Genomic DNA, 21,102 nt, shown 5'->3' with positions numbered 1-21,102 from the left:
TCCACCCGGGAAGCGGGGGGAGCGGCCGTCCTAGAGTGGACGGGTGGCCGGACCCCTGGCGCCGACACGGACGCCCGAGACCACGGTCGAGGAGACCGCAGACCTCGACCGGCCCTGGGTCACCATCGTCTGGAACGACCCGGTGAACCTCATGACCTACGTGACCCACGTGCTGCGGGAGCTGTTCGGCTACGACGAGCCGACGGCGACCACGCTGATGCTGCAGGTGCACAACGACGGCAAGGCGGTCGTCAGCTCCGGCCCGCGCGAGCGGATGGAGCACGACACCAGCCGGCTGCACGCCTACGGCCTGTGGGCCACCTACCAGAAGGACGCATGAGACCGTTCCGGCGCAGGCGCGGGGACGTCGTCGCGCGGCTCGAGCCGGCCGAGGCCGGCGTCCTCGGGCTGCTGCTCGACCAGCTCGAGCAGCTGCTCACGGCCGACGCCGACGACGTCGACGGCGACCCGGTGATCGCGCGGCTGCTGCCCGCCGGCCACCGCACCGACCCCGAGATCGCCGCGGACTACCGGGAGCTGACGGAGTCGGCGCTGCGGTCGGGGAAGACCGACGACCTGGCCGCCGTCCGGGCCAGCCTGCCGGCCGACGGCGGCGAGGTGCGGCTCGACCGCGACCAGGCCGACGCGTGGCTGCGCACCACCAACGACCTGCGGCTGGCGCTGGGCGAGCGGATCGGGATCACCGAGGACACCGAGCCGCCGGAGGACCCGGCCGGCGAGGAGGGCCAGCAGCTGGCCGTCTACTACTGGCTCACCGCGCTGCAGGGGTCGCTCGTGGACGCGGTCGCCGCCGGCCGAAGGTGAGCACCACGAGGGTCGCGAGCAGCAGGTCGAGGACGAAGAAGACCAGCACCAGGCTCGGCAGCTCCAGGTCGCGGACCAGCGCGCCGACGGCGGAGACGAGGGTGACGGCCGACAGCACCAGCACCAGCAGCAGCAGGAGCGCGCGCAGCGTGACCAGCAGCACGAGCGAGACGCGGTCGGCGCCCACGTCGCTGCTGTAGTGCCCGGTGCGATGCGTCAGCCCCCGGGTGCCGAGCCACAGCGCCGGCAGGGCGACGACGAGCACGCCGGCCACCATGATCAGCTCGAGCACCACGAGTCCGCACCGTAGCCGGTGGCCGACCGGCCGGTGTCCGCCCCCGGTCGGGCGACCGTCGTCCCGGTGCCGTCGGAGCGCCGCCTAGACTGGGACCGTGCTGCGCATCGACCGCGCGACCTACGACGCCATCGTGGCCCACGCCCGGGAGGACCACCCGGACGAGGCCTGTGGCGTCGTCGCCGGCCCCGAGGGCAGCGACCGTCCCGAGCGGTTCATCCCGATGCTCAACGCCGCGCGGTCGCCGACGTTCTACGAGTTCGACTCGGCCGACCTGCTGCGCCTGTACCGGGACATGGACGACCGGGGCGAGGAGCCGGTGGTCGTCTACCACTCGCACACCGCGACCGAGGCGTCCCCGTCGCGGACCGACGTCAGCTACGCGTCGGAGCCGGGCGCCCACTACGTGCTCGTGTCCACCCGGCACCACGGCCGGGAGACCGGCCTGGCCGGGGACGAGGTCGAGTTCCGCAGCTTCCGCATCGTCGACGGCGAGGTGAGCGAGGAGGACGTCGAGGTCGTCGAGTCCTACCTGTTCGGCCACTCGCCGACCACCGTCGTCTACGACTGACGAAGGACCCCGTCCTCCCCACCCCTCGCGAGCTCGGGGCGGTGCCCTGGACGGGGCCGGCCGCGGAATGACCCGCGGCGAGCGGGCGTTGCCCGCACCGACACGCGCTCACGTCGAGCGCTCCCGCACGTCCCCACCCTCCCGAGGAGAACCGCACGCCATGGCCATCGAGGTCCGGATCCCGACCATCCTGCGCACCCACACCGGCGGCAACAAGACCGTCGAGGGCAGCGGGGACACCCTGGCCGCGCTCGTCGACGACCTCGACGCCAAGCACCCGGGTCTCAAGGGCCGCCTGGTGACCGAGGAGGGCAAGCTGCACCGCTTCGTCAACGTCTACGTCAACGACGAGGACGTGCGCTTCACCGGCTCCCTGGACACCGCGGTCAAGGACGGCGACTCGGTCACCATCCTCCCGGCGGTCGCCGGCGGCTGCTGACGCAGCCCCGCCCGCCCGTCCCCCTCGTCCCCGGGAAGAGCTCTGCCATGGCCCGCTTCAACTCCCTCGTCGACTCCCTCGGCGGCACCCCGCTGGTCGGGCTGCCGAGCCTGTCGCCGACCTCCGACGTGCGGCTGTGGGCCAAGCTCGAGGACCACAACCCCACCGGGTCGATCAAGGACCGCGCCGCGATCTCGATGATCGAGGCGGCCGAGAAGGACGGGACGCTCACGCCGGGCGCCACGATCCTCGAGCCGACCAGCGGCAACACCGGCATCTCGCTGGCGATGGTCGCCCGGCAGCGGGGCTACCGGCTGATCTGCGTCATGCCGGAGAACACCTCGGTCGAGCGCCGGCAGCTGCTGGAGATGTACGGCGCGCAGGTCATCAGCTCGCCGGCCGCCGGTGGCTCGAACCAGGCCGTGGCGATGGCCAAGGACCTGGCCGCGCAGCACGACGACTGGGTGATGCTCTACCAGTACGGCAACCCGGCCAACGCCGAGGCGCACTACACCGGCACCGCCCCGGAGATCCTCGCCGACCTGCCGTCGATCACCCACTTCGTCGCGGGCCTGGGCACCACGGGCACGCTGATGGGCTGCTCGCGCTACTTCCGCGAGCACAAGCCCGACGTCCAGGTCATCGCCGCCGAGCCGCGCTACGGCGAGCTGGTCTACGGCCTGCGCAACATCGACGAGGGCTTCATCCCCGAGCTCTACGACGCCGAGCTGCTGGACTCCCGGTTCTCCGTCGGCCCGGAGGACGCCGTCCACCGCACCCGGCAGCTGGTCGAGCGCGAGGGCATCTTCGCCGGGATCTCGACCGGCGCGATCCTGCACGCCGCGCTCGGGATCGCCGACCGCGAGGTCGCCGCCGGGCGCAAGGCAGACATCGTCTTCGTCGTCTGCGACGGCGGCTGGAAGTACCTGTCCACCGGCGCCTACGGGGGCACCGTCGAGGAGGCCACCGCGGCGCTCGAGGGCCAGCTCTGGGCCTGAGCGCGCCGGTCGAGCTGCCGGCCCGGGGGCTGCTGTTCGACAACGACGGCGTCCTCGTCGACTCCGACGCCGCCGTCGTCACCTCCTGGTCACGCTGGGCGGTGGAGCACGACCTCGACCCCGCCGGCGTCCTGGCCGTCGTGCACGGGCGCCGGGCCGCCGACACGGTGGCCGACCTCGTCGCCGGGCCGGGCCGGGCCGAGGCCGCCGCGCTCATCGACCGCTACGAGCTCGAGGACGCCGGCACGGTCCCCGCCGTCGCCGGTGCCGCCGACCTGCTGGCGTCCCTGCCGCCGGAGGTGTGGGCCGTCGTCACCTCCGGCACCCCGGCACTGGCCACCGCGCGGCTGCGCGCCGCCGGCCTGCCGCTGCCCGCGGCGATGGTGACCGGGCACGACGTGCGCACCGGCAAGCCCGACCCCGAGGGCTACCTGCTCGGCGCCCGGCTGCTCGGCCTGCGCCCGGAGCAGACCGTGGTCCTCGAGGACGCCCCCGCGGGCATCGCCGCCGGCCGCGCCGCGGGCGCGCGCGTCGTCGGGGTGGGGGAGCGGGCGGTCGGCGCCGGTGCCGACGTCGTCGTCCGGGACCTCACCGGTCTGCGCTGGGACGACGGCGTCCTCACGGTGGCCGCCGGGTCGGTCCTGCCGGACGGCTAACCTGGCGCCCGCGATGGACAGCGTGCGGAGATGCGGCCGGCCGGGGAGCGCGGCGTGAGGCTCACGGTGGTGGGCTGCTCGGGCAGCGGGCCCGGCCCGACGTCGGCGGCCTCCTGCTACCTCGTCGAGCACGACGGCTTCCGGGTGCTCCTCGACCTCGGGAGCGGTGCGTTCGGGGCGCTGCAGGCGCTCGTCGACCCCGACTCGATCGACGCGGTCTACCTCTCCCACCTGCACGCCGACCACTGCCTCGACGTCGCTCCGCTGGTGGTGTGGCACCGGTACTCCGGCCGCGCGTCCGGGCGTCGGCTGCCGCTGATCGCGCCCGACGGCGCCGATCGGCGCCTGGCCCTGGTGTACGACGGCGGCGGTGCCCCCCTGACCGACGTCTTCGACTTCGCGGTCACGCCGGTGTCGGCGATCCTCGGCCCGTTCACCGTGCAGACCGTGCGCACCGCGCACCCGGTCGAGTGCCACGCCGTCCGGCTGACCGCCCACGGCAGCTCGCTGGTCTACACCGGTGACACGGGGCCGTCGCAGGCCGTCGTCGACCTGGCGCACGGAGCCGACGTGCTGCTGGCCGAGGCCGCCCACCCCGAGCGCGACGGGCTGCCGCCGGACCTGCACCTCACCGGCCGGCAGGCGGGGGAGGCCGCGGCCGCCGCCGGCGTGCGCCGGCTGCTGGTCACCCACGTCCCGCCCTGGGTGGACCCCGCTGCTCAGCTGGCCGCCGCCCGCACGGCCTTCCCCGGCGCCGAGCTGGTCCGCCCGGGCGCCACCTACGAGGTGTAGGGCGCTGTTGCCCCGCCCGTCCCCGACGGGCACGGTGGGCCGGTGGTCGACGACGAACGGGACGGCGTCCGGCTGACCAGCCTCGACGCGCCGCTGGGCGACGGGCTCGAGGTGACCAAGGGCGACCTGGTCGACCACCTCGACGCGTTCGCCGACCGGCTGGTGCCGCAGCTGGCCGGCCGGCCGCTGTCGGTCAAGCGCGTGCGCCCGGGCCAGGAGCCGTTCATGCAGCGCAACGTGGCCAAGGGTGCGCCGGACTGGGTGCGCACCGTGCCGGTGTGGTCCTCCGGGGCGCACCGCGAGGTGCACCAGGTGCTCTGCGACGACCGCCGCACGCTGCTGTGGCTGGCCAACCAGCGGGCGGTGGAGTTCCACGTCCCCTTCTTCCGCGCCGGCGCGGAGACCGAGCCCACCGGCATCGTGCTCGACCTCGACCCGCCGGAGGGCGCCGACTTCGCCGTCGTCGTGCAGGCCGCGGAGCTCGTGCGGCGGGCGCTGGCCGACACCGGGCTGGCCGGCGCGGTGAAGACCAGCGGGTCCAAGGGCGTGCACGTCGTCGTCCCGGTCCGCGGGGTCGGGCCCGAGGACGCCGCGGCCGCGACCCGGGCCCTGGCCGCCCGGGCGGCGGCGCTCGACCCCGACCTGGCCACCACCGCCTACATCAGGGAGGACCGGCACGGCCGCGTCTTCCTGGACTCGACCCGCTCGGGCTCGTCGACGATCGTCGCCGCCTACAGCCCGCGGATCCGCCCCGGGCTGCCGGTGTCGGCCCCGGTGGCCTGGGCGGACCTGCCCTCCGTCCGGCCGGGCGACGTCACGGTGGGGACGGCGCCTGAGCGGCTGGGAGACGGCGACCCGTGGACGGCGCTGCTGCCGGAGCCGCAGGAGCTGCCCGCCGACCTGCTCGCCGAGGGCCATGCCATCCCCGTCGCGCGGGTGGCCGCGATGCACGAGGGCAAGCGGCGGGCGCGGGCGAAGCGCGCCACCGAGGGCTGAAGCGGGCTGACGATCCGGTCCCCGTCGTCCACAGGGAGCCCGGCCGTCCACCACCGGATGTGCCCGGGCGCGTCCTGTCAGTGCCGACCCGCAGGCTCCCGGCATGACGCACGACCCGCAGACCACCGCCTGGCTGGACCAGGAGGACGCCCACCTCGCCGCGGTCATCCGCCGCGCCCGCTTCGCCGTGCAGTACGTGGGGCCCGGGGAGCGGCCCGACGAGCCGGCGTTCGGCTACACCATCGGCCTGTTCGGCCTCGGCTCCCCGGAGCTGGTGGTCGTCGGCCGCGGGTCGTCGGCCACCCACGGCCTGCTCGACGCGGTCGCCGGCGAGGTCGTCGCCGGCCGCTCGGTGGTACCCGGCGAGTTGCTGGAGGTGGGCCGGGAGGAGCTGGTCGTGGAGGAGTGCCCGAACCCCGGGGAGGTGCTGCTGGGCGCCAACCGCTGGTACCGGCGCCCGGCGGATTACTCCGTGCCGGCGTGTGTGCTGACCTGGGCCTCGCCGGTGGGGTGCTTCCCGTGGGACCCGGGCTGGGACGGCGGCCGTCACGGGCAGCCGCGCCCGGGCACGTGGACGGCCTGAGCCGCCCCCGTGCACACCGCCGGCTCCGGGTCAGCCGGTGCGCGCCAGGCGACCACGACCCCGTGGACCCGACGCCGGGGCGGCCTCCCCTCCTCCGGCGGTGGGTGCTGCGTGCCCGCGGTCCGGTCGAGAGGACATCCGTGCGCATCAGACGTCTCCCGACCGGCACCCGGTACTCGCGGTTCCTCCGCCCCGGCCCGCCGGTGAGCGCCTCCGGCAGCGTCCCGGACCACCGGAACACCTGCCCGGTCCGACCCCGGGAGTCCGTGGACGGGGCGGGCACCGTGCACGCACGGTGCCCGCCCTCCTCTGTGCGGGTGAGGACGGGAGCGCGCTCGTGTACCCGCAGGTCGGGCGCGCCTACGCTCGCACCGTGATCGCGCCCCGGGAAGAGGTCGTCCGACGGGCGGCGCGCACCCTCCTCGACGGCGAGCGGCTGGACACCACCACGCTCGCCGGTCAGCTGGGCATCTCCCGGGTGACGCTGTTCCGCCGCGTCGGCAACCGCGACGCCATCCTCGGTGAGGCGATGTGGTGGCTGGCCGAGCGGACCCTGCAGCGGGCCGCGGACGCCCACGACGCCCGCCCCGAGGGCGCCGAGCCGGCCGGCCGGCTGCGCAGCCTGGCGATCATGGAGGACTTCCGCAACGTGCTGGGCACCGCCACGTCGCTGCGGCGGTTCATCGACGACGAGCCGACCACCGCGCTGCGCGTGCTCACCGACCCGCGCGGGCGGGTCCAGCCGCGGCTGGTCGAGGCCTACACCGACCTGCTCGAGCGCGACGTCGAGGCACGCGGGCTGTCCTCGGAGGTCCCGCTGCCGGTGCTGTCCTACGCGGTCGTCCGGCTGGGGGAGTCGTTCCTCTACTCCGACGTCATGGTGGCCCGGGACCCCGACCTCAAGGCCGCGACGACGGTGGTCGACGCGCTGGTGACCGGCGTGCTGGGGATCCGCGCCGACTGACCGGGCCGGCCGGGCCCGTCAGCCCAGGCCGAGGTCGCGGCGCAGCTTGGCGACGTGCCCGGTGGCCTTGACGTTGTAGGCGGCCCGCTCGATCCGGCCCTCGGCGTCGACGACGAAGGTGGAGCGGATGACCCCCTGCACCTCCTTGCCGTACAGCTTCTTGGTGCCGAAGGCGCCGTAGGCGGTCAGCACCTGCTTGTCCGGGTCGGAGAGCAGCGTGATGCCCAGCCCCTCCTGCTCGCGGAAGCGGTGCAGCTTCTCCGGCGGGTCGGGGGAGATGCCGATGATGTCGAGCCCCGCCTCGGCCAGCTCGCCGGCCGCGGCGGTGAAGTCGACGGCCTGCGTGGTGCAGCCGGGGGTGAGCGCCGCGGGGTAGCAGTAGACGACCACGCGCCGGCCGCGGTGGTCGGCGAGCGAGACCGGACGGCCGTCGGCGTCGGGCAGCGTGAAGTCCGGCGCCGGGTCACCGGGCGCCAGGCGGACGGGAGCGGGCACGGTCTCGGTCATGCCCGGCATGATGCCGTGCCGGGGCGACGGCCCGTGCGAGTGGGGCGTCAGCCGCGGAGGAACGACAGCCGGACCTGCCGCTGCGGGTTGTCGCGGTTCGGGTCGACCAGGCAGATCCGCTGCCAGGTGCCCAGCTGCAGCCGGCCCTCGAGCACCGGGACGCTCAGGTGGGGCGGCAGGAACGCCGGCAGCACGTGGTCGCGGCCGTGGCCGGGGCTGCCGTGCCGGTGCCGCCAGCGGTCGTCGCGGGGCAGCAGCTCGTCGAGCTGGGCGAGCAGGTCGTCGTCGCTGCCCGAGCCGGTCTCGATGACCGCCAGCCCGGCCGTGGCGTGCGGGACGAAGACGTGCAGCAGGCCGTCGCCCTCGCTGCCGACGAAGTCCTCGCACTCCGCGGTCAGGTCGACCACCACCGGCACCCCGCCGGTCCGCACCGTCCGCAGCTCCGATCGCACGGGGACGATCGTGACCGCTCCCGCGGGAGACGGCGAGCCGGCGTCGATAGGCTCGGCGTCCGTGACCCGTCCCGACGGCCGCGCGGCCGACCAGCTCCGCCCGGTGAGCATCACCCGCAACTGGCTCGACCACGCCGAGGGCTCGGTGCTCGTCGAGTTCGGCCGCACCCGCGTGCTGTGCGCCGCCAGCGTCACCGAGGGGGTGCCGCGCTGGCGCAAGGGCTCGGGCCTGGGCTGGGTGACCGCCGAGTACGCGATGCTGCCGCGGGCCACGCACACCCGCGGCGACCGCGAGTCGGTGCGCGGCAGGATCGGCGGCCGCACCCACGAGATCAGCCGGCTGATCGGCCGCTCGCTGCGCGCCTCGATCGACCTGGCGGCGCTGGGGGAGAACAGCATCGCCCTGGACTGCGACGTCCTGCAGGCCGACGGCGGCACCCGGACGGCGGCGATCACCGGCGCCTACGTGGCCCTCGCCGACGCCGTGTCGTGGCTGGGCGACCGGAGGAAGCTGTCGAGGAAGGACCCGCTCGCGCAGTCGGTGGCCGCGGTCAGCGTGGGCGTCGTCGACGGCGAGCCGCGCCTGGACCTCGCCTACGAGGAGGACGTGAAGGCGGGGACCGACATGAACGTGGTGTGCACCGGGGACGGCGGGTTCGTCGAGGTGCAGGGCACGGCCGAGGGCGCGGTGTTCGACCGTCCGACCCTCGACCGGCTGCTCGACCTCGCCGTCGCCGGGTGCGCCGAGCTCACCCGCGTCCAGCAGGAGGCGCTGCAGCGATGACCCGTCTGCTCCTGGCCACCCGCAACGCCGGCAAGCTCGCCGAGCTCCAGCGGCTGCTCGCCGACGCCGTCCCCGGCGTCGAGGTGGTCGGCCTGCGCGAGGTCCCCGAGTACCCCGAGGCCCCGGAGACCGGCGCGACGTTCGCGGAGAACGCGCTGCTCAAGGCCCGCGAGGCCGTCCGCCACACCGGCCTGCCCGCCGTGGCCGACGACTCGGGCATCGCCGTCGACGCGCTCAACGGCATGCCCGGCGTGCTGTCGGCGCGCTGGTCGGGCCGGCACGGCGACGACGCCGCCAACACCGCGCTGCTGCTGGCCCAGGTCGCCGACGTCCCCGACGAGCGGCGCGGCGCGGCGTTCGTCTGCGCCGCCGCCCTGGTGACCCCCGACGGCGCCGAGTCGGTCGTGGAGCGGCAGTGGCGGGGCCGGGTGGTCCGCGAGCCGCGCGGCAGCAACGGCTTCGGCTACGACCCCGTCTTCGTGCCCGACGGCCTGGACCTCACCTCGGCCGAGCTCGAGCCGGCGGAGAAGGACGCGCGCAGCCACCGCGGCCAGGCCTTCGCCGCGCTGGTCCCGGTGGTGGCCCGGACCCTCGGCGGGTCCTGACCGGGAGCCCCCACCAGGGCTCGCGACGACGTACTGTCTGCGCCCGCGCGGGGCAGCGGGGCCCGCGGGAGGGGAGCGGGGTGCGCGCGGACGTCAGGGCGTGGAGGGCCGGGCTGCGGCCCGGGCCGGTGGGCTACCGCCGCTCGGAGGTGCTGCGCGGCGGGCTGGGCGCCCTGGCCGGCATCGCGCTGGCCGCGGTCACCGCGCACGCGGTCCCCGGCGGGCCGGCGGGGCTGCCGTGGATCGTCGCGCCGATGGGCGCCACCGCGGTGCTGCTGTTCGCCGCCCCGGCCAGCCCGCTGGCCCAGCCCTACCCCGTGCTGGCGGGCAACACCGTGTCCACGCTGGTCGGCGTCGCGGCCGGCAAGCTCCTCGACGACGTCACGCTGGCCGCCGCGGTCGCCGTCGGGGTCGCGATCCCGCTGATGATGGTGCTGCGCTGCGTGCACCCACCCGGCGGCGCCTGCGCGCTGTTCACCGCCGTCGGCGGGGCGGCGGTCGCCGACCACGGCTGGGCGTTCGCGCTGTGGCCGGTCGGCGTCGACACCGTCGTGCTGCTGCTGGTCGCGGCGCTGGTCAACAACCTGACCGGCCGCCCCTATCCGCACGTCCCCGAGCCGCCGCGGAGCGGGCCCGACGCGCCCCCCACCGAGCGGGTCGGGCTGCAGGCCGAGGACGTCACGGCGGCGATGCAGCGGCTGGACCGCGGCCTCGACGTGCTGCCCGGCGACGTGCTGGCGCTGGTCCGCGACGCCGAGGCGCACGCCCTGGACCGCCGGCTCGGGCAGCTGCGGGTGGGCGCGCTGATGGAGCGCGACGTCCGCACCGTGCAGCCGCAGGAGACGCTCTACCGGGCGCGGATGCTGATGAACCAGCACGCGGTGAAGGCGCTGCCGGTCGTCACGCCCGACCGCGAGGTGGTCGGCATCGTCACCGTGCACGACCTGTTCAACCTCGACGTCGTGGCGTTCGACCCGGTCGCGGAGGTCATGAGCAGCCCGGTCACCACGGTCGGCGTGGACACCCCGGTCTCGGAGCTGGTCGGGCTCATGGCCGACCGCGGCCTGCGGCACCTTCCGGTGGTCGACCGCGAGGGGCGGCTGGCCGGGATCGTCACCCGCGCCGAGCTGGTCGCCGTCCTGCACCGGGCGCTGGTCGGCTCCTGACCCGTTCGGGGTGGTCCCGGCCCGCTCCGCGACAGCCCCGGCCGGACCCTGCCGTTGACCTCCTGACGGGACGCGACGCCAGGAGGAGCCGGCATGGCAGGGGACGGCACGGCGGGGGACGGCACGGCGGGGGACGGCACGACACCGGCGGCCCGGCTGGTGGTGCTGATCCCCGCGCACGACGAGGCGGCCACCATCGGGACCACCCTCGACGCGCTGCAGCGCCAGACGCGGCGCCCCGACCGCGTGGTCGTCGTCGCCGACAACTGCACCGACGACACCGCCCGGATCGCGCGCGAGCGCGGCGCCGAGGTCTACGAGACCGTCGGCAACACCGACAAGAAGGCCGGGGCCCTGAACCAGGCGATCGTCGCGCGGTTCCGGCGCACCGCCACCTCCGACCGGCGGGGGACCTCCGAGGACCCGCGTCGCGGCCCCGACCGGCGCCGGGACCGGGCGGCCGCGGACCCGGGGGACGACGACGTCCCGGCCGGTCCCACGCCGGACCTGCACGACGACGACCTCGTGCTCGTGATGGACGCCGACACCGAGCTGGCACCCGGCTTCCTCGAGGCGGCCGCGGCCAGCCTCGCGTCCTCACCGCGCATCGGCGCCGCCGGCGGGCTGTTCTACGGCCACCCGGGCGCGGGTGTCCTCGGGCAGCTCCAGCGCAACGAGTACCTCCGCTACAGCCGCGACGTCTCCCGGACCGGCCGGGTCATGGTCCTGACCGGGACGGGGACCCTCTTCCGGGTCCGGGCCCTGCGGGAGGTCGCCGCCGCGCGCGGCACCACGCTGCCCGGACGGGAGGGGCAGGTCTACGACACCCTCGCGCTCACCGAGGACAACGAGCTGACCCTCGCCCTCAAGACCCTCGGCTGGCGCATGACCAGCCCGGCGGCGTGCTCGGTGGTCACCGAGATCATGCCGACCTGGCGGGACCTGTGGAAGCAGCGCATGCGGTGGCAGCGCGGCGCCCTGGAGAACCTGCGGCACTACGGGCTCACCCGGGTCACGGTCCGCTACTGGGGACAGCAGGTGGGCATCGGCCTGGGCGTCCTCGCCTTCCAGGCGTACCTGCTGCTCACCGTGCTGGTGCTGCTCCGGGACGGCGCCCCGCACCTCGACCGGTTCTGGGCCGCGGTCGGTCTGGTGTTCCTGGCCGAGCGGCTGGTGACGGTCCGCAGGGGTGGCGCGTGGGCGCTGCTCCTGGCGGCGCCGCTGGTGGTCGAGCTGGCCTACGACCTGTTCATCCAGGCCGTCTTCGTCCGCTCCCTGGCGGACGTCGTCCGCCGCCGGGAGGCCACCTGGCACCACGTCGCGGCTCCCGCGGCGGGCTGATCCCCCGAGAGGAGGTGCACGTGTACAGCAAGGCGGGTTACGTGACGGCCAGCGGCGTGGGCGGGTCGACCGCCCTCGCCTACACCGGCGTCGACGCGCTGGCGATCGTCGTCGCCGGCGTCACCCTGCTGTTCGCCGGGCTGGCGCTGCTCAAGCTGGTCCCGCGGCGCGCGAAGAACTGACCCCCGGCACCGGGGACCTCAGCCGGCCGGCGGGGCCCCGGTGCCCGCGTCGGCCTGGGGGCTGCTGCCCGAGCCGCTCCCGGAGCCGCTCCCGGAGCCGCTGCCGGAGCCGCTGCCCGATCCGGTCTGCGGTGCCTGCGTCGACGGCTCGGCCGGCGTGGAGTCCTCGGCCGGCGCGGACTCCCCGGGCTCCCCGGGCTCCTCGTCGCCGCTGCCGCTCTCGGTCGCGGGCGCGGACTCCTCCGGCTCCTCGGTGGGGGTGGCCGACTCCTCGGCGCCGTCCTCCGGCGTGCCCGAGGCGGGGGCCTCGGTCGTGGTGCCGGCGGGGTCGGTCGGGTCGGGATCCGACGGCGTCACGTCGCGCGAGGACGAGGCGTTGGACAGCTCGCCGATCGTCGTGGACGACGACGAGGTGTCGGTGCCGCCGACCAGCGCCGAGACCGGCTGCTGACCGACGAGCTCGATGCTCGTGACGATCCCCATGGCGAGGACGAACACGCCGACGGCGTACACGGCCACCCGCGGCCAGCGGATCCGCCGCCTCGGCGCCGGGGCCCGGCGGGGGTCGAGGGAAGCCGGCAGCTCACGGGTCGCGGCCTCGCCCGGGGCGGGGAGCCGGCGGGTGGCCGCGTCCCCTGCGGTGGGCAGCTCGCGGGTCGCGGCGTCGCCGGGGGCGGGGACCGGCCGGGTGGCCAGCTGCTCGCGGGCCCTGCGCAGCTTCTCGCTGGTCCGGTTGAGGGACGCGCTGTAGAGCGCGGAGCCGACCGTGCTGACGACGCTGACGAGGGCCGCGCCGATCACGGTGCCGGCCACGCCGAAGAAGGAGGCGAGCACCGCCGCGGACACCGCGGCGAGGGCGCCGGCGGCCACCTGGGTGACGCTCAGCGAGGTGCGGGGCTTGTCGGGGACCGGCTCGGGGGTGCCGCCGGGGGAGGTGCTGGGCTCGGTGCGGGGGGAGGTCATGGGCTCCGACGGGTCGTGTCCGGGGGACTGCGTGCGGGGAAGAGGGCCGGCCCCGGGCACCCCGTCGTGCGGCCGGCCGGCCGTTCCCGAGACTACGTCGGACGGGGCGCCCGTGCAGCGGCGTTCCCCGGTTTCCAGCGTGCTGACCTGCGAAGAGACGGTCTCGTCACCCGTGCTGCGTGACATCCCGGCGTGCTGGGCACGGGGGGTCCGTGCGCGTCGACCTCACCGCTGTGCGCGACCTGCGCTTCGACGACGGGACGCCCGTGACCGCGGCCTCCGGACTCGCGCCGCTCGGCGACGGCTGGCTGGTGGCGCAGGACGACGCGACCTCCGCGGCCTGGCAGCGGCCGGGCGGGGTGGCGCCGGTGCGGCTGCTCCCGCCGGTCAAGGGGCACGACCGCTTCTCCGAGGCGGCCGGCACCAAGTCGCTCAAGCCGGACCTCGAGACCGCGTGCCCCGTGGAGGCCGACGGGCACGAGGCGGTCCTGCTGCTCGGGTCCGGCTCGACCGGGCGGCGCACGCGCGGGGTGCTGGTCGTCCTCGACGGCGACCGGCCGTCGGTGCGGGCGGCCGACCTCGGGCCGCTCTACGCCGCCGTCGCCGACCGCCTGGGCGTGCCGGCCGGGCAGCTGAACCTGGAGGGGGCCAGCCGCGCCGGCGACGTCCTCCGCTGGTACCAGCGCGGCAACCTCGCGGCGGGGGTGCCGAACGCGGGGGTCGAGGTCCGGCTGGCGGACCTCGTCGCCGTCCTGCTCGGCCGCGCCGCCCCCGCGTCGGTGCGGCTGGGGGCGGCGCACGTGCTCGACCTCGGCGAGGTGGCCGGCGTCGGGCTGGCGGTCACCGACGCCGTCGCGCTGCCCGACGGGCGGGAGGTCCTCTCGGCGGCGGCCGAGGACACCCCGAACGCCGTCGACGACGGCCCGGTGGTGGCCACCGCCCTCGTCCTGGCCGAGGGCGGGCGGGTGCTCGACGTCGCGCCGGTCCCGGAGGTGGAGGGGCGCGTGGTCAAGGTGGAGGGGCTGGCGCTGCGCGGCAGCGGCGACGGCGACCGGGTCGACCTGCTCGCCGTCGTCGACGCCGACGACCCGGAGCTGCCCTCGCCGCAGGTCGAGCTGACCGTCACCCTGCGCTGAGCGCCCGTCGAGTGCGGGAGGCGGGAGTCGAACCCGCACGCCCGAGGGCACCAGATCCTAAGTCTGGCGTGGCTGCCGTTACACCACTCCCGCGTGGCCGCCGAGTCTAGGGCGCGGTCGCCCGGCCGGGTGCCCGCGATCTCCGGAACGGGCCGGTCGGCGCGCTGTCTGGCAGGCTGTCGCCGTGCCTCGCGACCCTCGAGAGATCCAGCTGGAGATCGACGCCGCCCGTGAGTCGCTGGCGGCGACCCTGGACCACCTCGCCTACCGGGGCAGCCCGACACGGCTCAAGGCCCAGGGCAGGGACGCCGTCCAGCGGTTCCTGACCTCGACCGCCGGCAAGGCGACCATCGGCGCCCTCGGCCTCCTGGTGACGCTCGTCGTCGTCCAGAAGGTCCGCCACCGCAGGGACTAGAGCGGCCGGCGTGCGCACGCCCCGCCGGGATCCCGTCGGTCCCGGCCAGGAGTCGGTGTGGGACTACCCGCGCCCGCCCTCGGCCGAGGTCACGCCCCGCCGCGTCGTCGTCGAGATGGGCGGGCAGGTCGTCGCCGACACCACCCGGGCGGTGCGGGTCTGCGAGACCAGCCACCCGCCGGTCTACTACGTGCCCCGTGACGACGTCGTCCCGGGCGTGCTGGAGCGGGGCCGGGGCTCGTCGTGGTGCGAGTGGAAGGGGCAGGCGACCTACTGGGACGCCGTCGTCGGCGGCCGGCGGTACCCCGCGGTGGGCTGGTCCTACGAGCAGCCGACGCCGGGCTACGAGCACCTGCGCGGCGCGGTGGCGTTCTACCCGAGCAGGGTGGAGCGGGCGCTGGTCGACGGCGAGCAGGTGCGCGCGCAGGCCGGGGACTTCTACGGCGGCTGGATCACCGGCGACGTCGTCGGCCCGTTCAAGGGCGAGCCGGGGACGCTGGGTTGGTGACGGGGGTGTGAGTGGGGCTCAGCCGGCCCGGCGGACCAGCGGGAGCACCACGGTCTCGAGCACCGCGTCGGCGTAGGCGGTGTCCACCGGCTCGCGGGTGACGAGCCAGCGCTGCACCAGCAGCGCGGTGGTGGCCTCGGCCGGGATCGACTGGGGCAGGCCCGGGCCGAGCTCGCCGCGGCCCTGCGCCCGCGCCCACAGCTCGTCGTAGGCCCGCCGCCACACCGCCAGCGGCCCGTCCCGGAACGCCTCGATCAGCGCCGGCTCGTGCTGCATCGCGGCCAGCAGCGAGCGGGTGGCCGCCCCGACCGGGCTGGCCATCATCTCCACCATCCGGTGCACCAGCGAGCGCAGGTCGCCCTCCAGCGACCCCGTGTCGGCGGTGACCGTCCAGGCCCGGTTGAGGTCGGAGACGGTGTCGACGACGAGGTCCTGCTTGGTGCGCCAGCGGCGGTAGATCGTCGCCTTCCCCACGCCGGCCTCCGCGGCGACGGCGTCCATGGTCAGCGCGCCGTAGCCGACCTCGCCGAGCAGCTGCAGGATCGCTGCACGGATGACGTCGTCGCGGCTCGGGTCGCGCGGACGGCCGCCGCGGCCTGCGCGCGTCGGCGGCTCGGTGACGAGTGCGGTCATGGAGCGACACTAGGGCTTCTCGTGCCCGTGGAGGCAGGTCCGCGACGCGGTACCGGGCCCGACCGGAGCCGGTCCGCGCGCCTGCCCGTCCCCGCCGGACGGGTCGGTCATCCTGCTGCGCGTGGCGAGTCCGATCGGCGCGGCGCGGCGGCGCGAGGAGTGGCCCCTGCCCGAGGCCGCGACCCGCGTGCTCCTGGCGACCGCGGAGGAGAACGTGCTGCCCGCCGTGGCCGCCGTCGCCCGCTCGGTGGGGCTGTCGGTGTTCTCGACCCCCGGCCTGCTCGACCTGTCCGACGAGCGCGAGGGTGTGGGCGTCGAGCTGTTCTTCGACCGGCTCTCCCGCGCGCTCACCGGTGCGGAGGCCGAGGCGGTGCGGGTGGCCACCGACCCGGCCGGTGAGTACACCCCGCTCGTGACCGGCCTGCTCACCGCGCCGACGCTGGCGCAGGAGCTGGCGCGCCGGGCGGTCACCGCCGAGGTCGGCGTGCTGGCCGAGGCGGAGCTGTGGTCGGCGTACCAGCCGATCGTCGCCCTGGCCGACCGCGCCGTCGTCGCGCACGAGGCGCTGCTGCGGGGCGACTCCGACGGGCGCACCGTCGACGGCGGCGACCTGTTCTTCGTCGCCGACTCCGCCGGGTGGCTGCCGCGACTGGACCGGGTGGGCCGCGAGTGCGCCATCGCCGGGGCGGCCGGCTGGCTCGGGGACGCCGACCTGTTCGTCAACACCCACCCGACCTCGGTGCTGCACCCCGACGCCGACCTCGCCAGCACCGCCGAGGCGGTGGGGGCCGCCGGCCTGCGGCCGCGGCAGCTGGTGCTCGAGGTGGGGGAGCGCGCCGCCGTCGCCGACCGCGGGCACCTGCTCGCCGTCCTCGAGTCCTACCGGGCGCGCGGCTGGCGGGTGGCCCTCGACGAGGTGGCCGCCGGCTGGTCGAGCCGCTCGCTGCTCGACGTCGTCCGTCCCGACGTCGTCAAGCTCGGCCGCGCGCTGGTGTCCGCGCTGCCCGACGACGGCGCCCGCGCGGTGGTGCGGACGGTGGCCGAGCACGCGCACCGGCTCGGCGCGGTCGTCGTCGCGGAGGGCGTGGAGACCGAGGAGGTCGCCGAGGAGGCCGCCGCGCTGGGTGCCGACCTCGCCCAGGGGTGGCTGTTCGGCCGGCCCGCGGCGCCCGCCGCCACCGAGCCGGTGGAGGTCAGCCCAGCCCCCACCCCGTGAGGACCGGGCGGGCGTGCTCGTGCCCGAGCGCGCCGTAGGCGCCGGCCGGCAGCGCGAACAGCGCCCCGGCCGCGGGCTCGAGGCCCAGCCAGCGGGCGGTCAGGACGCGCAGCACGTGCCCGTGCGCGACGAGGGCGACGTCGCCGTCGGCGAGCCGCGCCCGGGCGCGCTCGAGCACCCGGTCCACCCGCTCGCCGACCTGCGCGAGGGTCTCCCCGGGCGTCTCGCCCGCGACGACGGGGTCCCGCCAGACCGACCACTCGCGGCCCAGCTCGTCGCTGATCTCCGCGGTGGTGCGGCCCTCGTAGCCGCCGTAGTCGAGCTCGACGAGGTCCGCGTCGACGGCGGTGGCGGTCAGCCCGGCCAGCTCGGCGGTGCGCCGGGCCCGCTGCAGGGGGCTGACCCAGACCTCCACGACGTGCCGGCGGGCGAAGGCGGGGGCCAGCGACCGGGCGCGCTCCTCGCCCTCGGGCAGCAGCGGCAGGTCGGTCCCGCCGGTGTGCTGGCCGCTCTTGCTCCACTCCGTCGCGCCGTGCCGCAGCACCAGGATCTCGCCCATCGCCGTCCTCTCCTGCTCTGTGTCGACGGTCACATCCCGGGGTGCCGGGAAGAGCCGCGCGGGTCGCCGTGCTGGCGGGAAGCGGGGCCCCGGGCGACCGGCCCGGGGCACACGCACCGGGAGGGTCCATGACCGCCACCACACCTGCCGACACCTTCGCCATCGGCGGCGACCTGCCCGTCCACCGGCTGGGCTACGGCGCCATGCAGCTGCCCGGCCCCGGCGTCTGGGGCGAGCCGGCCGACCGCGACGGTGCGCTCCGCGTGGTCCGCGCCGCGGTCGAGCAGGGCGTCGACCTCATCGACACCGCCGACTCCTACGGGCCGTTCATCAGCGAGCAGATCATCGCCGAGGCCCTGCACCCCTATCCCGAGGGCCTGGTCATCGCCACCAAGGCGGGGCTGACCAGGCAGGGCCCGGGCATCTGGACGGCGGTCGGCCGCCCGGCGTACCTCAAGCAGCAGGTCGAGCTGTCGCTGCGCCACCTGCGGGTGGAGCGGATCGACCTCATCCAGCTGCACCGCATCGACGCCGACGTGCCGCTGGCCGACCAGCTCGGTGCCTTCAAGGAGCTGCAGGACGAGGGCAAGGTCCGCCACGTCGGCGTCTCCGAGGTCTCGGTGGACGAGCTGCGCGCGGCGCGGGAGATCGTCGACGTCGTCAGCGTCCAGAACCTCTACAACCTGACCAACCGGCAGTCGCAGGACGTCCTCGACCACGCCACCGAGAACGGGATCGCCTTCATCCCGTGGTTCCCGATCGCGACCGGCGACCTCGCCGCGCCGCACAGCCCCGTGGCCGACGTCGCCCGTGAGCTGGACGCCACCCCGGCGCAGGTCGCGCTCGCGTGGCTGCTGCAGAAGTCGCCGGTGGTGCTGCCCATCCCCGGCACCAAGTCGGTGGAGCACCTCACCGAGAACATGGGTGCGGCGCGCCTGACCCTCTCCGACGAGGACATGGCCCGCCTGGACGCCCTCGCCTGAGTCCTCAGCGCCAGCGGTCGAGCGGCACGGGGACCCGGTGGCGGCTCGCGCCGGCGGGTCCCCGCAGGGGGTGCGCGGCGGCCCGGGCCGCCGGGCCTCCTCGCGCGCCGGCGGCTGCCAGTCCGCCGCCGGCGCGGGGGGCTCGGCCGCCGGCCGCGGCCGGGGCCGCACCGGGTCCGCGCCGGTGAGCGGCCCGTCGAGCTCGAGGACGCCGGCGAGGCCGGCCTCGGCCACCAGGCGCCGGGTGACCGCCGGGGCGCCGACCACGCGGCACTGCCGTCCCGCGGCGGTGAGCGTGTCGCTGAAGCCGGCCAGGGTGCGCAGGGCCGTGCCGTCGTGGAACCGGGCGCCGGCCACGTCGACCACGACGCTGGCGGTGCCGTGCTCGGCGGCCCGGGTCAGGCCGGCGGCGAGGCGGGGCAGCGTCGGGCGGCCGGCGTCGCCGGTGATGCGGACGACGACCTGGCCGGGAGCGGGCACGACGGCGACGGAGAGGTGCACGGGGACTCCGGGAGTGGACGCGGCACCGCTGGTTCGGGAGCCGTGGGTGACGCTAGTGCGGCTCACGGTGACCGGCAACGGGGAGTGCTCGATCCGCAACCGTCAGTCGGCGGTCCCCGCCTGCAACAACCTCCGCGTGGTGTTGCACCCCCGGCTCGTCGGGGGACCGCTCCAGGCGGCACCATGGGCGCGTGGACGCCGAGGACTTCACGCAGATCCGGGACGCTGTTCGCCAGCTCGTGCGGGAGGTGGTGGTCCCGCGCGAGGAGGAGATCGACCTCGACGACCGCATCCCCGAGGAGCTCCGTGGTGCGGCCGCCGACATGGGCCTGTTCGGCTACGCCCTGCCCGAGGAGTACGGCGGCCTGGGCGTCTCGATGAGCGAGGACGTCGAGCTGGCCTTCGAGTTCGGGTACACCACGCCGGCCTTCCGCTCGCTGTTCGGCACCAACAACGGCATCGCCGGGCAGGTGATCGCGCGCTTCGGCAGCGAGGAGCAGAAGAAGGCGTACCTGCCGCGGCTGGCCGCAGGTGAGCTGATCGGCTCCTTCGCCCTCACCGAGGCCGAGGCCGGCTCCGACCCCGCGGGCCTGCGCACCAGCGCCCGCCGCGACGGCGACGGCTGGGTGATCAGCGGCGCCAAGCGCTACATCACGAACGCGCCGCTGGCCCACCTGTTCGTCGTCTTCGCCCGGACGGACCCGCAGGAGAAGGGCGGCCGGGGGATCTCCAGCTTCGTCGTGGACGCGAAGGCGCCCGGGGTCACGCTGGGGCCCAGGGACAAGAAGATGGGGCAGTCGGGTGCCTGGACGTCGGAGGTGTTCTTCGACGACGTGCGCGTGGCCGCCGACGCCCTGATCGGCGAGGAGGGCCGCGGCTACTCCAAGGCGCTCACGGTGCTGTCCCGCGGACGGTTGCACATCGCGGCGCTGTGCGTGGGCATGGCGCAGCGGGTGCTCGACGAGTCGGTCGCCTACGCGGCCACCGCACGGCAGGGCGGCGCCCCGATCGGGCGGTTCCAGCTGGTGCAGGCGCTGATCGCCGACATGCACGCCGAGTGGCTGGCGGGCCGGGCCATGGTGCGCGAGGTGGCCGCCCGCTACGACTCCGGCGAGGACACCGGGATCGGGCCGTCGTCGGCGAAGCTGTGGTGCAGCGAGATGGTCGGGCGGGCCACCGACCGCGCGGTGCAGGTGCACGGCGGCCTGGGGTACCTGCGCACCACGCCGGTCGAGCGCTTCTACCGCGACGCCCGGCTGTACCGGCTCTACGAGGGCACCAGCGAGGTGCAGCGGGTGATCGTCGGCGGCGGGCTGCTGCGCGCGGCCGGCATGCCGCGTGGCTGAGCCGCCGGCACTGTCCCCGGAGGAGCGGGCCGCCCGGCGGGCCGCCGTCGGGGAGCTGGGCGACGCGCTGCGCGAGCTGGTCGACGCCGCCGTCCGCACCGAGGTCGACGACGCCGAGCTGGCCGCCGCAGCCGTCGCCGCACGGGAGCTGACCGCCCGGCTGCGGACGCACGGGCGGGACCTGCACGAGATCGCCCGGGTCGACCACCCGGAGACCGGGGAGCGCTGGTACAGCCCGGTCTACGGCCCGGGCAGCCCGGTGGCGCCGCCGCTGGTCGCCTCGGACACCCCCGACGGGACGGCGACCGGGCGGGTCACCGTGGGCAAGCCGCACGAGGGTCCGCCCGGGCTCGTGCACGGCGGCGTGGTGGCCACGCTGCTCGACCACGTCCTGGCCCGCGCCCTCCGCGCCGCCGGCCGGGGCGGGCTGACCGCGACGCTCACGGTGACCTACCGGCGTCCGGTGCACCTCGGTGTGCCGCTGCTGCTCACCGCCGAGATGGGCGAGACCGTCGGCCGGCGCACCACCGCGCACGCCCGGCTGGTGGCCGAGGAGAGTCCCGAGGTGGTGCTCGCCGAGGCGGAGGGCCTCTTCGTCGCGCTGCGGCCGGAGCGGGCGGCCGACGTCTTCGCCGCGACCGGCCGCAGTGTCGGCGCCTGGACCTCGTCCTCCGACGCCTGACGGT

28 protein-coding genes, 1 tRNA gene and 1 pseudogene are annotated in these 21,102 nt (G+C 76.0%); 22 read left to right on the top strand and 8 right to left on the bottom strand.

The features are described 5' to 3' along the window. The first annotated feature begins 43 nt into the window (after nucleotides 1–43). Nucleotides 44–340, top strand: a complete 297-nt coding sequence (clpS, locus tag JD79_RS00455; RefSeq protein WP_110003945.1) for an ATP-dependent Clp protease adapter ClpS — start codon at nucleotides 44–46, stop codon at nucleotides 338–340. Next, complete coding sequence (locus tag JD79_RS00450) at nucleotides 337–825, top strand: DUF2017 family protein (protein WP_110003944.1); 489 nt, start codon at nucleotides 337–339, stop codon at nucleotides 823–825. The genes clpS and JD79_RS00450 overlap by 4 nt, the downstream gene beginning before the upstream one ends. Here JD79_RS00450 and JD79_RS00445 read toward each other — a convergent pair. After that, nucleotides 773–1,120, bottom strand: a complete 348-nt coding sequence (locus tag JD79_RS00445) for a hypothetical protein (protein WP_110003943.1) — start codon at nucleotides 1,118–1,120, stop codon at nucleotides 773–775. The two genes, JD79_RS00450 and JD79_RS00445, sit on opposite strands and share 53 nt — an antisense overlap. 97 nt (nucleotides 1,121–1,217) lie before the next feature. Here JD79_RS00445 and JD79_RS00440 point away from each other — a divergent pair, with 97 nt between their 5' ends. The 8 genes from JD79_RS00440 (at nucleotide 1,218) to JD79_RS00405 (ending at nucleotide 7,119) form a co-directional block, all read left to right on the top strand. Beyond that, entirely contained in the window at nucleotides 1,218–1,691 is a 474-nt protein-coding gene (locus JD79_RS00440; protein WP_110003942.1) for a M67 family metallopeptidase, read from the top strand. Nucleotides 1,692–1,851: 160 nt separating this feature from the next. Beyond that, nucleotides 1,852–2,130, top strand: coding sequence for a MoaD/ThiS family protein (locus JD79_RS00435; protein ID WP_110003941.1), 279 nt, complete (start codon nucleotides 1,852–1,854; stop codon nucleotides 2,128–2,130). A 47-nt stretch (nucleotides 2,131–2,177) separates the two neighbouring features. Next, the gene (locus tag JD79_RS00430) at nucleotides 2,178–3,128 is read left to right on the top strand and encodes a PLP-dependent cysteine synthase family protein (protein ID WP_110003940.1); all 951 of its coding nucleotides are present in this window, start codon (nucleotides 2,178–2,180) and stop codon (nucleotides 3,126–3,128) included. Continuing rightward, complete coding sequence (locus tag JD79_RS00425) at nucleotides 3,035–3,784, top strand: HAD-IA family hydrolase (RefSeq protein WP_211308107.1); 750 nt, start codon at nucleotides 3,035–3,037, stop codon at nucleotides 3,782–3,784. The genes JD79_RS00430 and JD79_RS00425 overlap by 94 nt, the downstream gene beginning before the upstream one ends. Before the next feature lie 54 nt (nucleotides 3,785–3,838). Then, on the top strand, nucleotides 3,839–4,576 hold the full coding sequence (locus tag JD79_RS00420; RefSeq protein WP_110003939.1) for an MBL fold metallo-hydrolase: 738 nt from the start codon (nucleotides 3,839–3,841) through the stop codon (nucleotides 4,574–4,576). A 42-nt stretch (nucleotides 4,577–4,618) separates the two neighbouring features. Further along, a complete protein-coding gene (locus JD79_RS00415; RefSeq protein ID WP_110003938.1) occupies nucleotides 4,619–5,572 on the top strand; it encodes a DNA polymerase domain-containing protein in 954 nt (317 codons plus the stop codon). 103 nt (nucleotides 5,573–5,675) lie between these two features. Next, nucleotides 5,676–6,155 carry a DUF4262 domain-containing protein gene (locus tag JD79_RS00410; RefSeq protein WP_110003937.1) on the top strand — a complete coding sequence of 160 codons (480 nt, stop codon included), beginning with the start codon at nucleotides 5,676–5,678 and terminating at the stop codon, nucleotides 6,153–6,155. A 373-nt stretch (nucleotides 6,156–6,528) separates the two neighbouring features. Then, nucleotides 6,529–7,119 carry a QsdR family transcriptional regulator gene (locus tag JD79_RS00405; protein WP_110007272.1) on the top strand — a complete coding sequence of 197 codons (591 nt, stop codon included), beginning with the start codon at nucleotides 6,529–6,531 and terminating at the stop codon, nucleotides 7,117–7,119. A gap of 18 nt (nucleotides 7,120–7,137) precedes the next feature. Here JD79_RS00405 and bcp read toward each other — a convergent pair whose 3' ends face one another. Both bcp and JD79_RS00395 read right to left on the bottom strand, forming a co-directional pair. Further along, on the bottom strand, nucleotides 7,138–7,626 hold the full coding sequence (bcp, locus tag JD79_RS00400; protein ID WP_110003936.1) for a thioredoxin-dependent thiol peroxidase: 489 nt from the start codon (nucleotides 7,624–7,626) through the stop codon (nucleotides 7,138–7,140). A gap of 47 nt (nucleotides 7,627–7,673) precedes the next feature. After that, on the bottom strand, nucleotides 7,674–8,078 hold the full coding sequence (locus JD79_RS00395; protein ID WP_211307802.1) for a YjbQ family protein: 405 nt from the start codon (nucleotides 8,076–8,078) through the stop codon (nucleotides 7,674–7,676). A 61-nt stretch (nucleotides 8,079–8,139) separates the two neighbouring features. On the opposite strand from JD79_RS00395, the gene rph reads away from it, so the two are divergent. The 5 genes from rph (at nucleotide 8,140) to JD79_RS22345 (ending at nucleotide 12,156) form a co-directional block, all read left to right on the top strand. Continuing rightward, complete coding sequence (rph, locus tag JD79_RS00390) at nucleotides 8,140–8,862, top strand: ribonuclease PH (RefSeq protein WP_110003935.1); 723 nt, start codon at nucleotides 8,140–8,142, stop codon at nucleotides 8,860–8,862. Beyond that, complete coding sequence (gene rdgB, locus JD79_RS00385) at nucleotides 8,859–9,467, top strand: RdgB/HAM1 family non-canonical purine NTP pyrophosphatase (protein ID WP_110003934.1); 609 nt, start codon at nucleotides 8,859–8,861, stop codon at nucleotides 9,465–9,467. Before rph ends, rdgB begins: the two co-directional genes overlap by 4 nt. 80 nt (nucleotides 9,468–9,547) lie before the next feature. Then, entirely contained in the window at nucleotides 9,548–10,633 is a 1,086-nt protein-coding gene (locus JD79_RS00380) for an HPP family protein (RefSeq protein ID WP_146220352.1), read from the top strand. Between the two features lie 93 nt (nucleotides 10,634–10,726). Next, nucleotides 10,727–11,974, top strand: coding sequence for a glycosyltransferase family 2 protein (locus JD79_RS00375; RefSeq protein ID WP_110003932.1), 1,248 nt, complete (start codon nucleotides 10,727–10,729; stop codon nucleotides 11,972–11,974). A 20-nt stretch (nucleotides 11,975–11,994) separates the two neighbouring features. Then, on the top strand, nucleotides 11,995–12,156 hold the full coding sequence (locus tag JD79_RS22345; protein ID WP_170149062.1) for a hypothetical protein: 162 nt from the start codon (nucleotides 11,995–11,997) through the stop codon (nucleotides 12,154–12,156). A gap of 18 nt (nucleotides 12,157–12,174) precedes the next feature. On the opposite strand, the gene JD79_RS00370 is transcribed toward JD79_RS22345, so the two are convergent. Continuing rightward, a complete protein-coding gene (locus tag JD79_RS00370; protein ID WP_110003931.1) occupies nucleotides 12,175–13,119 on the bottom strand; it encodes a hypothetical protein in 945 nt (314 codons plus the stop codon). 212 nt (nucleotides 13,120–13,331) lie between these two features. Here JD79_RS00370 and JD79_RS00365 point away from each other — a divergent pair, with 212 nt between their 5' ends. Next, entirely contained in the window at nucleotides 13,332–14,255 is a 924-nt protein-coding gene (locus JD79_RS00365; protein ID WP_110003930.1) for a DUF6910 family protein, read from the top strand. A gap of 12 nt (nucleotides 14,256–14,267) precedes the next feature. Here JD79_RS00365 and JD79_RS00360 read toward each other — a convergent pair. Then, nucleotides 14,268–14,348: transfer RNA gene (locus JD79_RS00360), tRNA-Leu, on the bottom strand. Between the two features lie 91 nt (nucleotides 14,349–14,439). Between JD79_RS00360 and JD79_RS00355 the strand changes: the two genes are divergently transcribed. Beyond that, entirely contained in the window at nucleotides 14,440–14,670 is a 231-nt protein-coding gene (locus JD79_RS00355) for a DUF3618 domain-containing protein (RefSeq protein ID WP_110003929.1), read from the top strand. A gap of 10 nt (nucleotides 14,671–14,680) precedes the next feature. Next, nucleotides 14,681–15,178 carry a DUF427 domain-containing protein gene (locus tag JD79_RS00350; RefSeq protein ID WP_110003928.1) on the top strand — a complete coding sequence of 166 codons (498 nt, stop codon included), beginning with the start codon at nucleotides 14,681–14,683 and terminating at the stop codon, nucleotides 15,176–15,178. Between the two features lie 18 nt (nucleotides 15,179–15,196). On the opposite strand, the gene JD79_RS00345 is transcribed toward JD79_RS00350, so the two are convergent. Next, nucleotides 15,197–15,811, bottom strand: a complete 615-nt coding sequence (locus JD79_RS00345; RefSeq protein WP_110003927.1) for a TetR/AcrR family transcriptional regulator — start codon at nucleotides 15,809–15,811, stop codon at nucleotides 15,197–15,199. Nucleotides 15,812–15,932: 121 nt separating this feature from the next. On the opposite strand from JD79_RS00345, the gene JD79_RS00340 reads away from it, so the two are divergent. Then, complete coding sequence (locus JD79_RS00340) at nucleotides 15,933–17,027, top strand: EAL domain-containing protein (protein WP_110003926.1); 1,095 nt, start codon at nucleotides 15,933–15,935, stop codon at nucleotides 17,025–17,027. On the opposite strand, the gene JD79_RS00335 is transcribed toward JD79_RS00340, so the two are convergent. Beyond that, nucleotides 17,005–17,586 (bottom strand): histidine phosphatase family protein, encoded by a 582-nt coding sequence (locus JD79_RS00335; protein WP_110003925.1) that lies wholly within the window; start codon nucleotides 17,584–17,586, stop codon nucleotides 17,005–17,007. The genes JD79_RS00340 and JD79_RS00335 overlap by 23 nt on opposite strands. 128 nt (nucleotides 17,587–17,714) lie before the next feature. Here JD79_RS00335 and JD79_RS00330 point away from each other — a divergent pair, with 128 nt between their 5' ends. Then, nucleotides 17,715–18,569 (top strand): aldo/keto reductase, encoded by an 855-nt coding sequence (locus JD79_RS00330; RefSeq protein ID WP_110003924.1) that lies wholly within the window; start codon nucleotides 17,715–17,717, stop codon nucleotides 18,567–18,569. 216 nt (nucleotides 18,570–18,785) lie between these two features. On the opposite strand, the pseudogene JD79_RS24425 reads toward JD79_RS00330, so the two are convergent. After that, nucleotides 18,786–19,049: pseudogene (locus tag JD79_RS24425) on the bottom strand (STAS domain-containing protein); the annotation flags it as partial. 212 nt (nucleotides 19,050–19,261) lie between these two features. Here JD79_RS24425 and JD79_RS00320 point away from each other — a divergent pair. Together JD79_RS00320 and JD79_RS00315 are read left to right on the top strand one after the other, a co-directional pair. Continuing rightward, complete coding sequence (locus JD79_RS00320; RefSeq protein ID WP_110003923.1) at nucleotides 19,262–20,416, top strand: acyl-CoA dehydrogenase family protein; 1,155 nt, start codon at nucleotides 19,262–19,264, stop codon at nucleotides 20,414–20,416. Next, nucleotides 20,409–21,098, top strand: coding sequence for a PaaI family thioesterase (locus tag JD79_RS00315; RefSeq protein WP_110003922.1), 690 nt, complete (start codon nucleotides 20,409–20,411; stop codon nucleotides 21,096–21,098). Before JD79_RS00320 ends, JD79_RS00315 begins: the two co-directional genes overlap by 8 nt. Nucleotides 21,099–21,102 lie beyond the last annotated feature (4 nt).

Origin of the sequence: Geodermatophilus normandii, from assembly GCF_003182485.1 — a bacterium.
Classification (GTDB): domain Bacteria; phylum Actinomycetota; class Actinomycetes; order Mycobacteriales; family Geodermatophilaceae; genus Geodermatophilus; species Geodermatophilus normandii.
The sequence above is the reverse complement of the archived record's forward strand: the minus strand, read 5'-3'. Positions and strand labels throughout refer to the sequence as shown.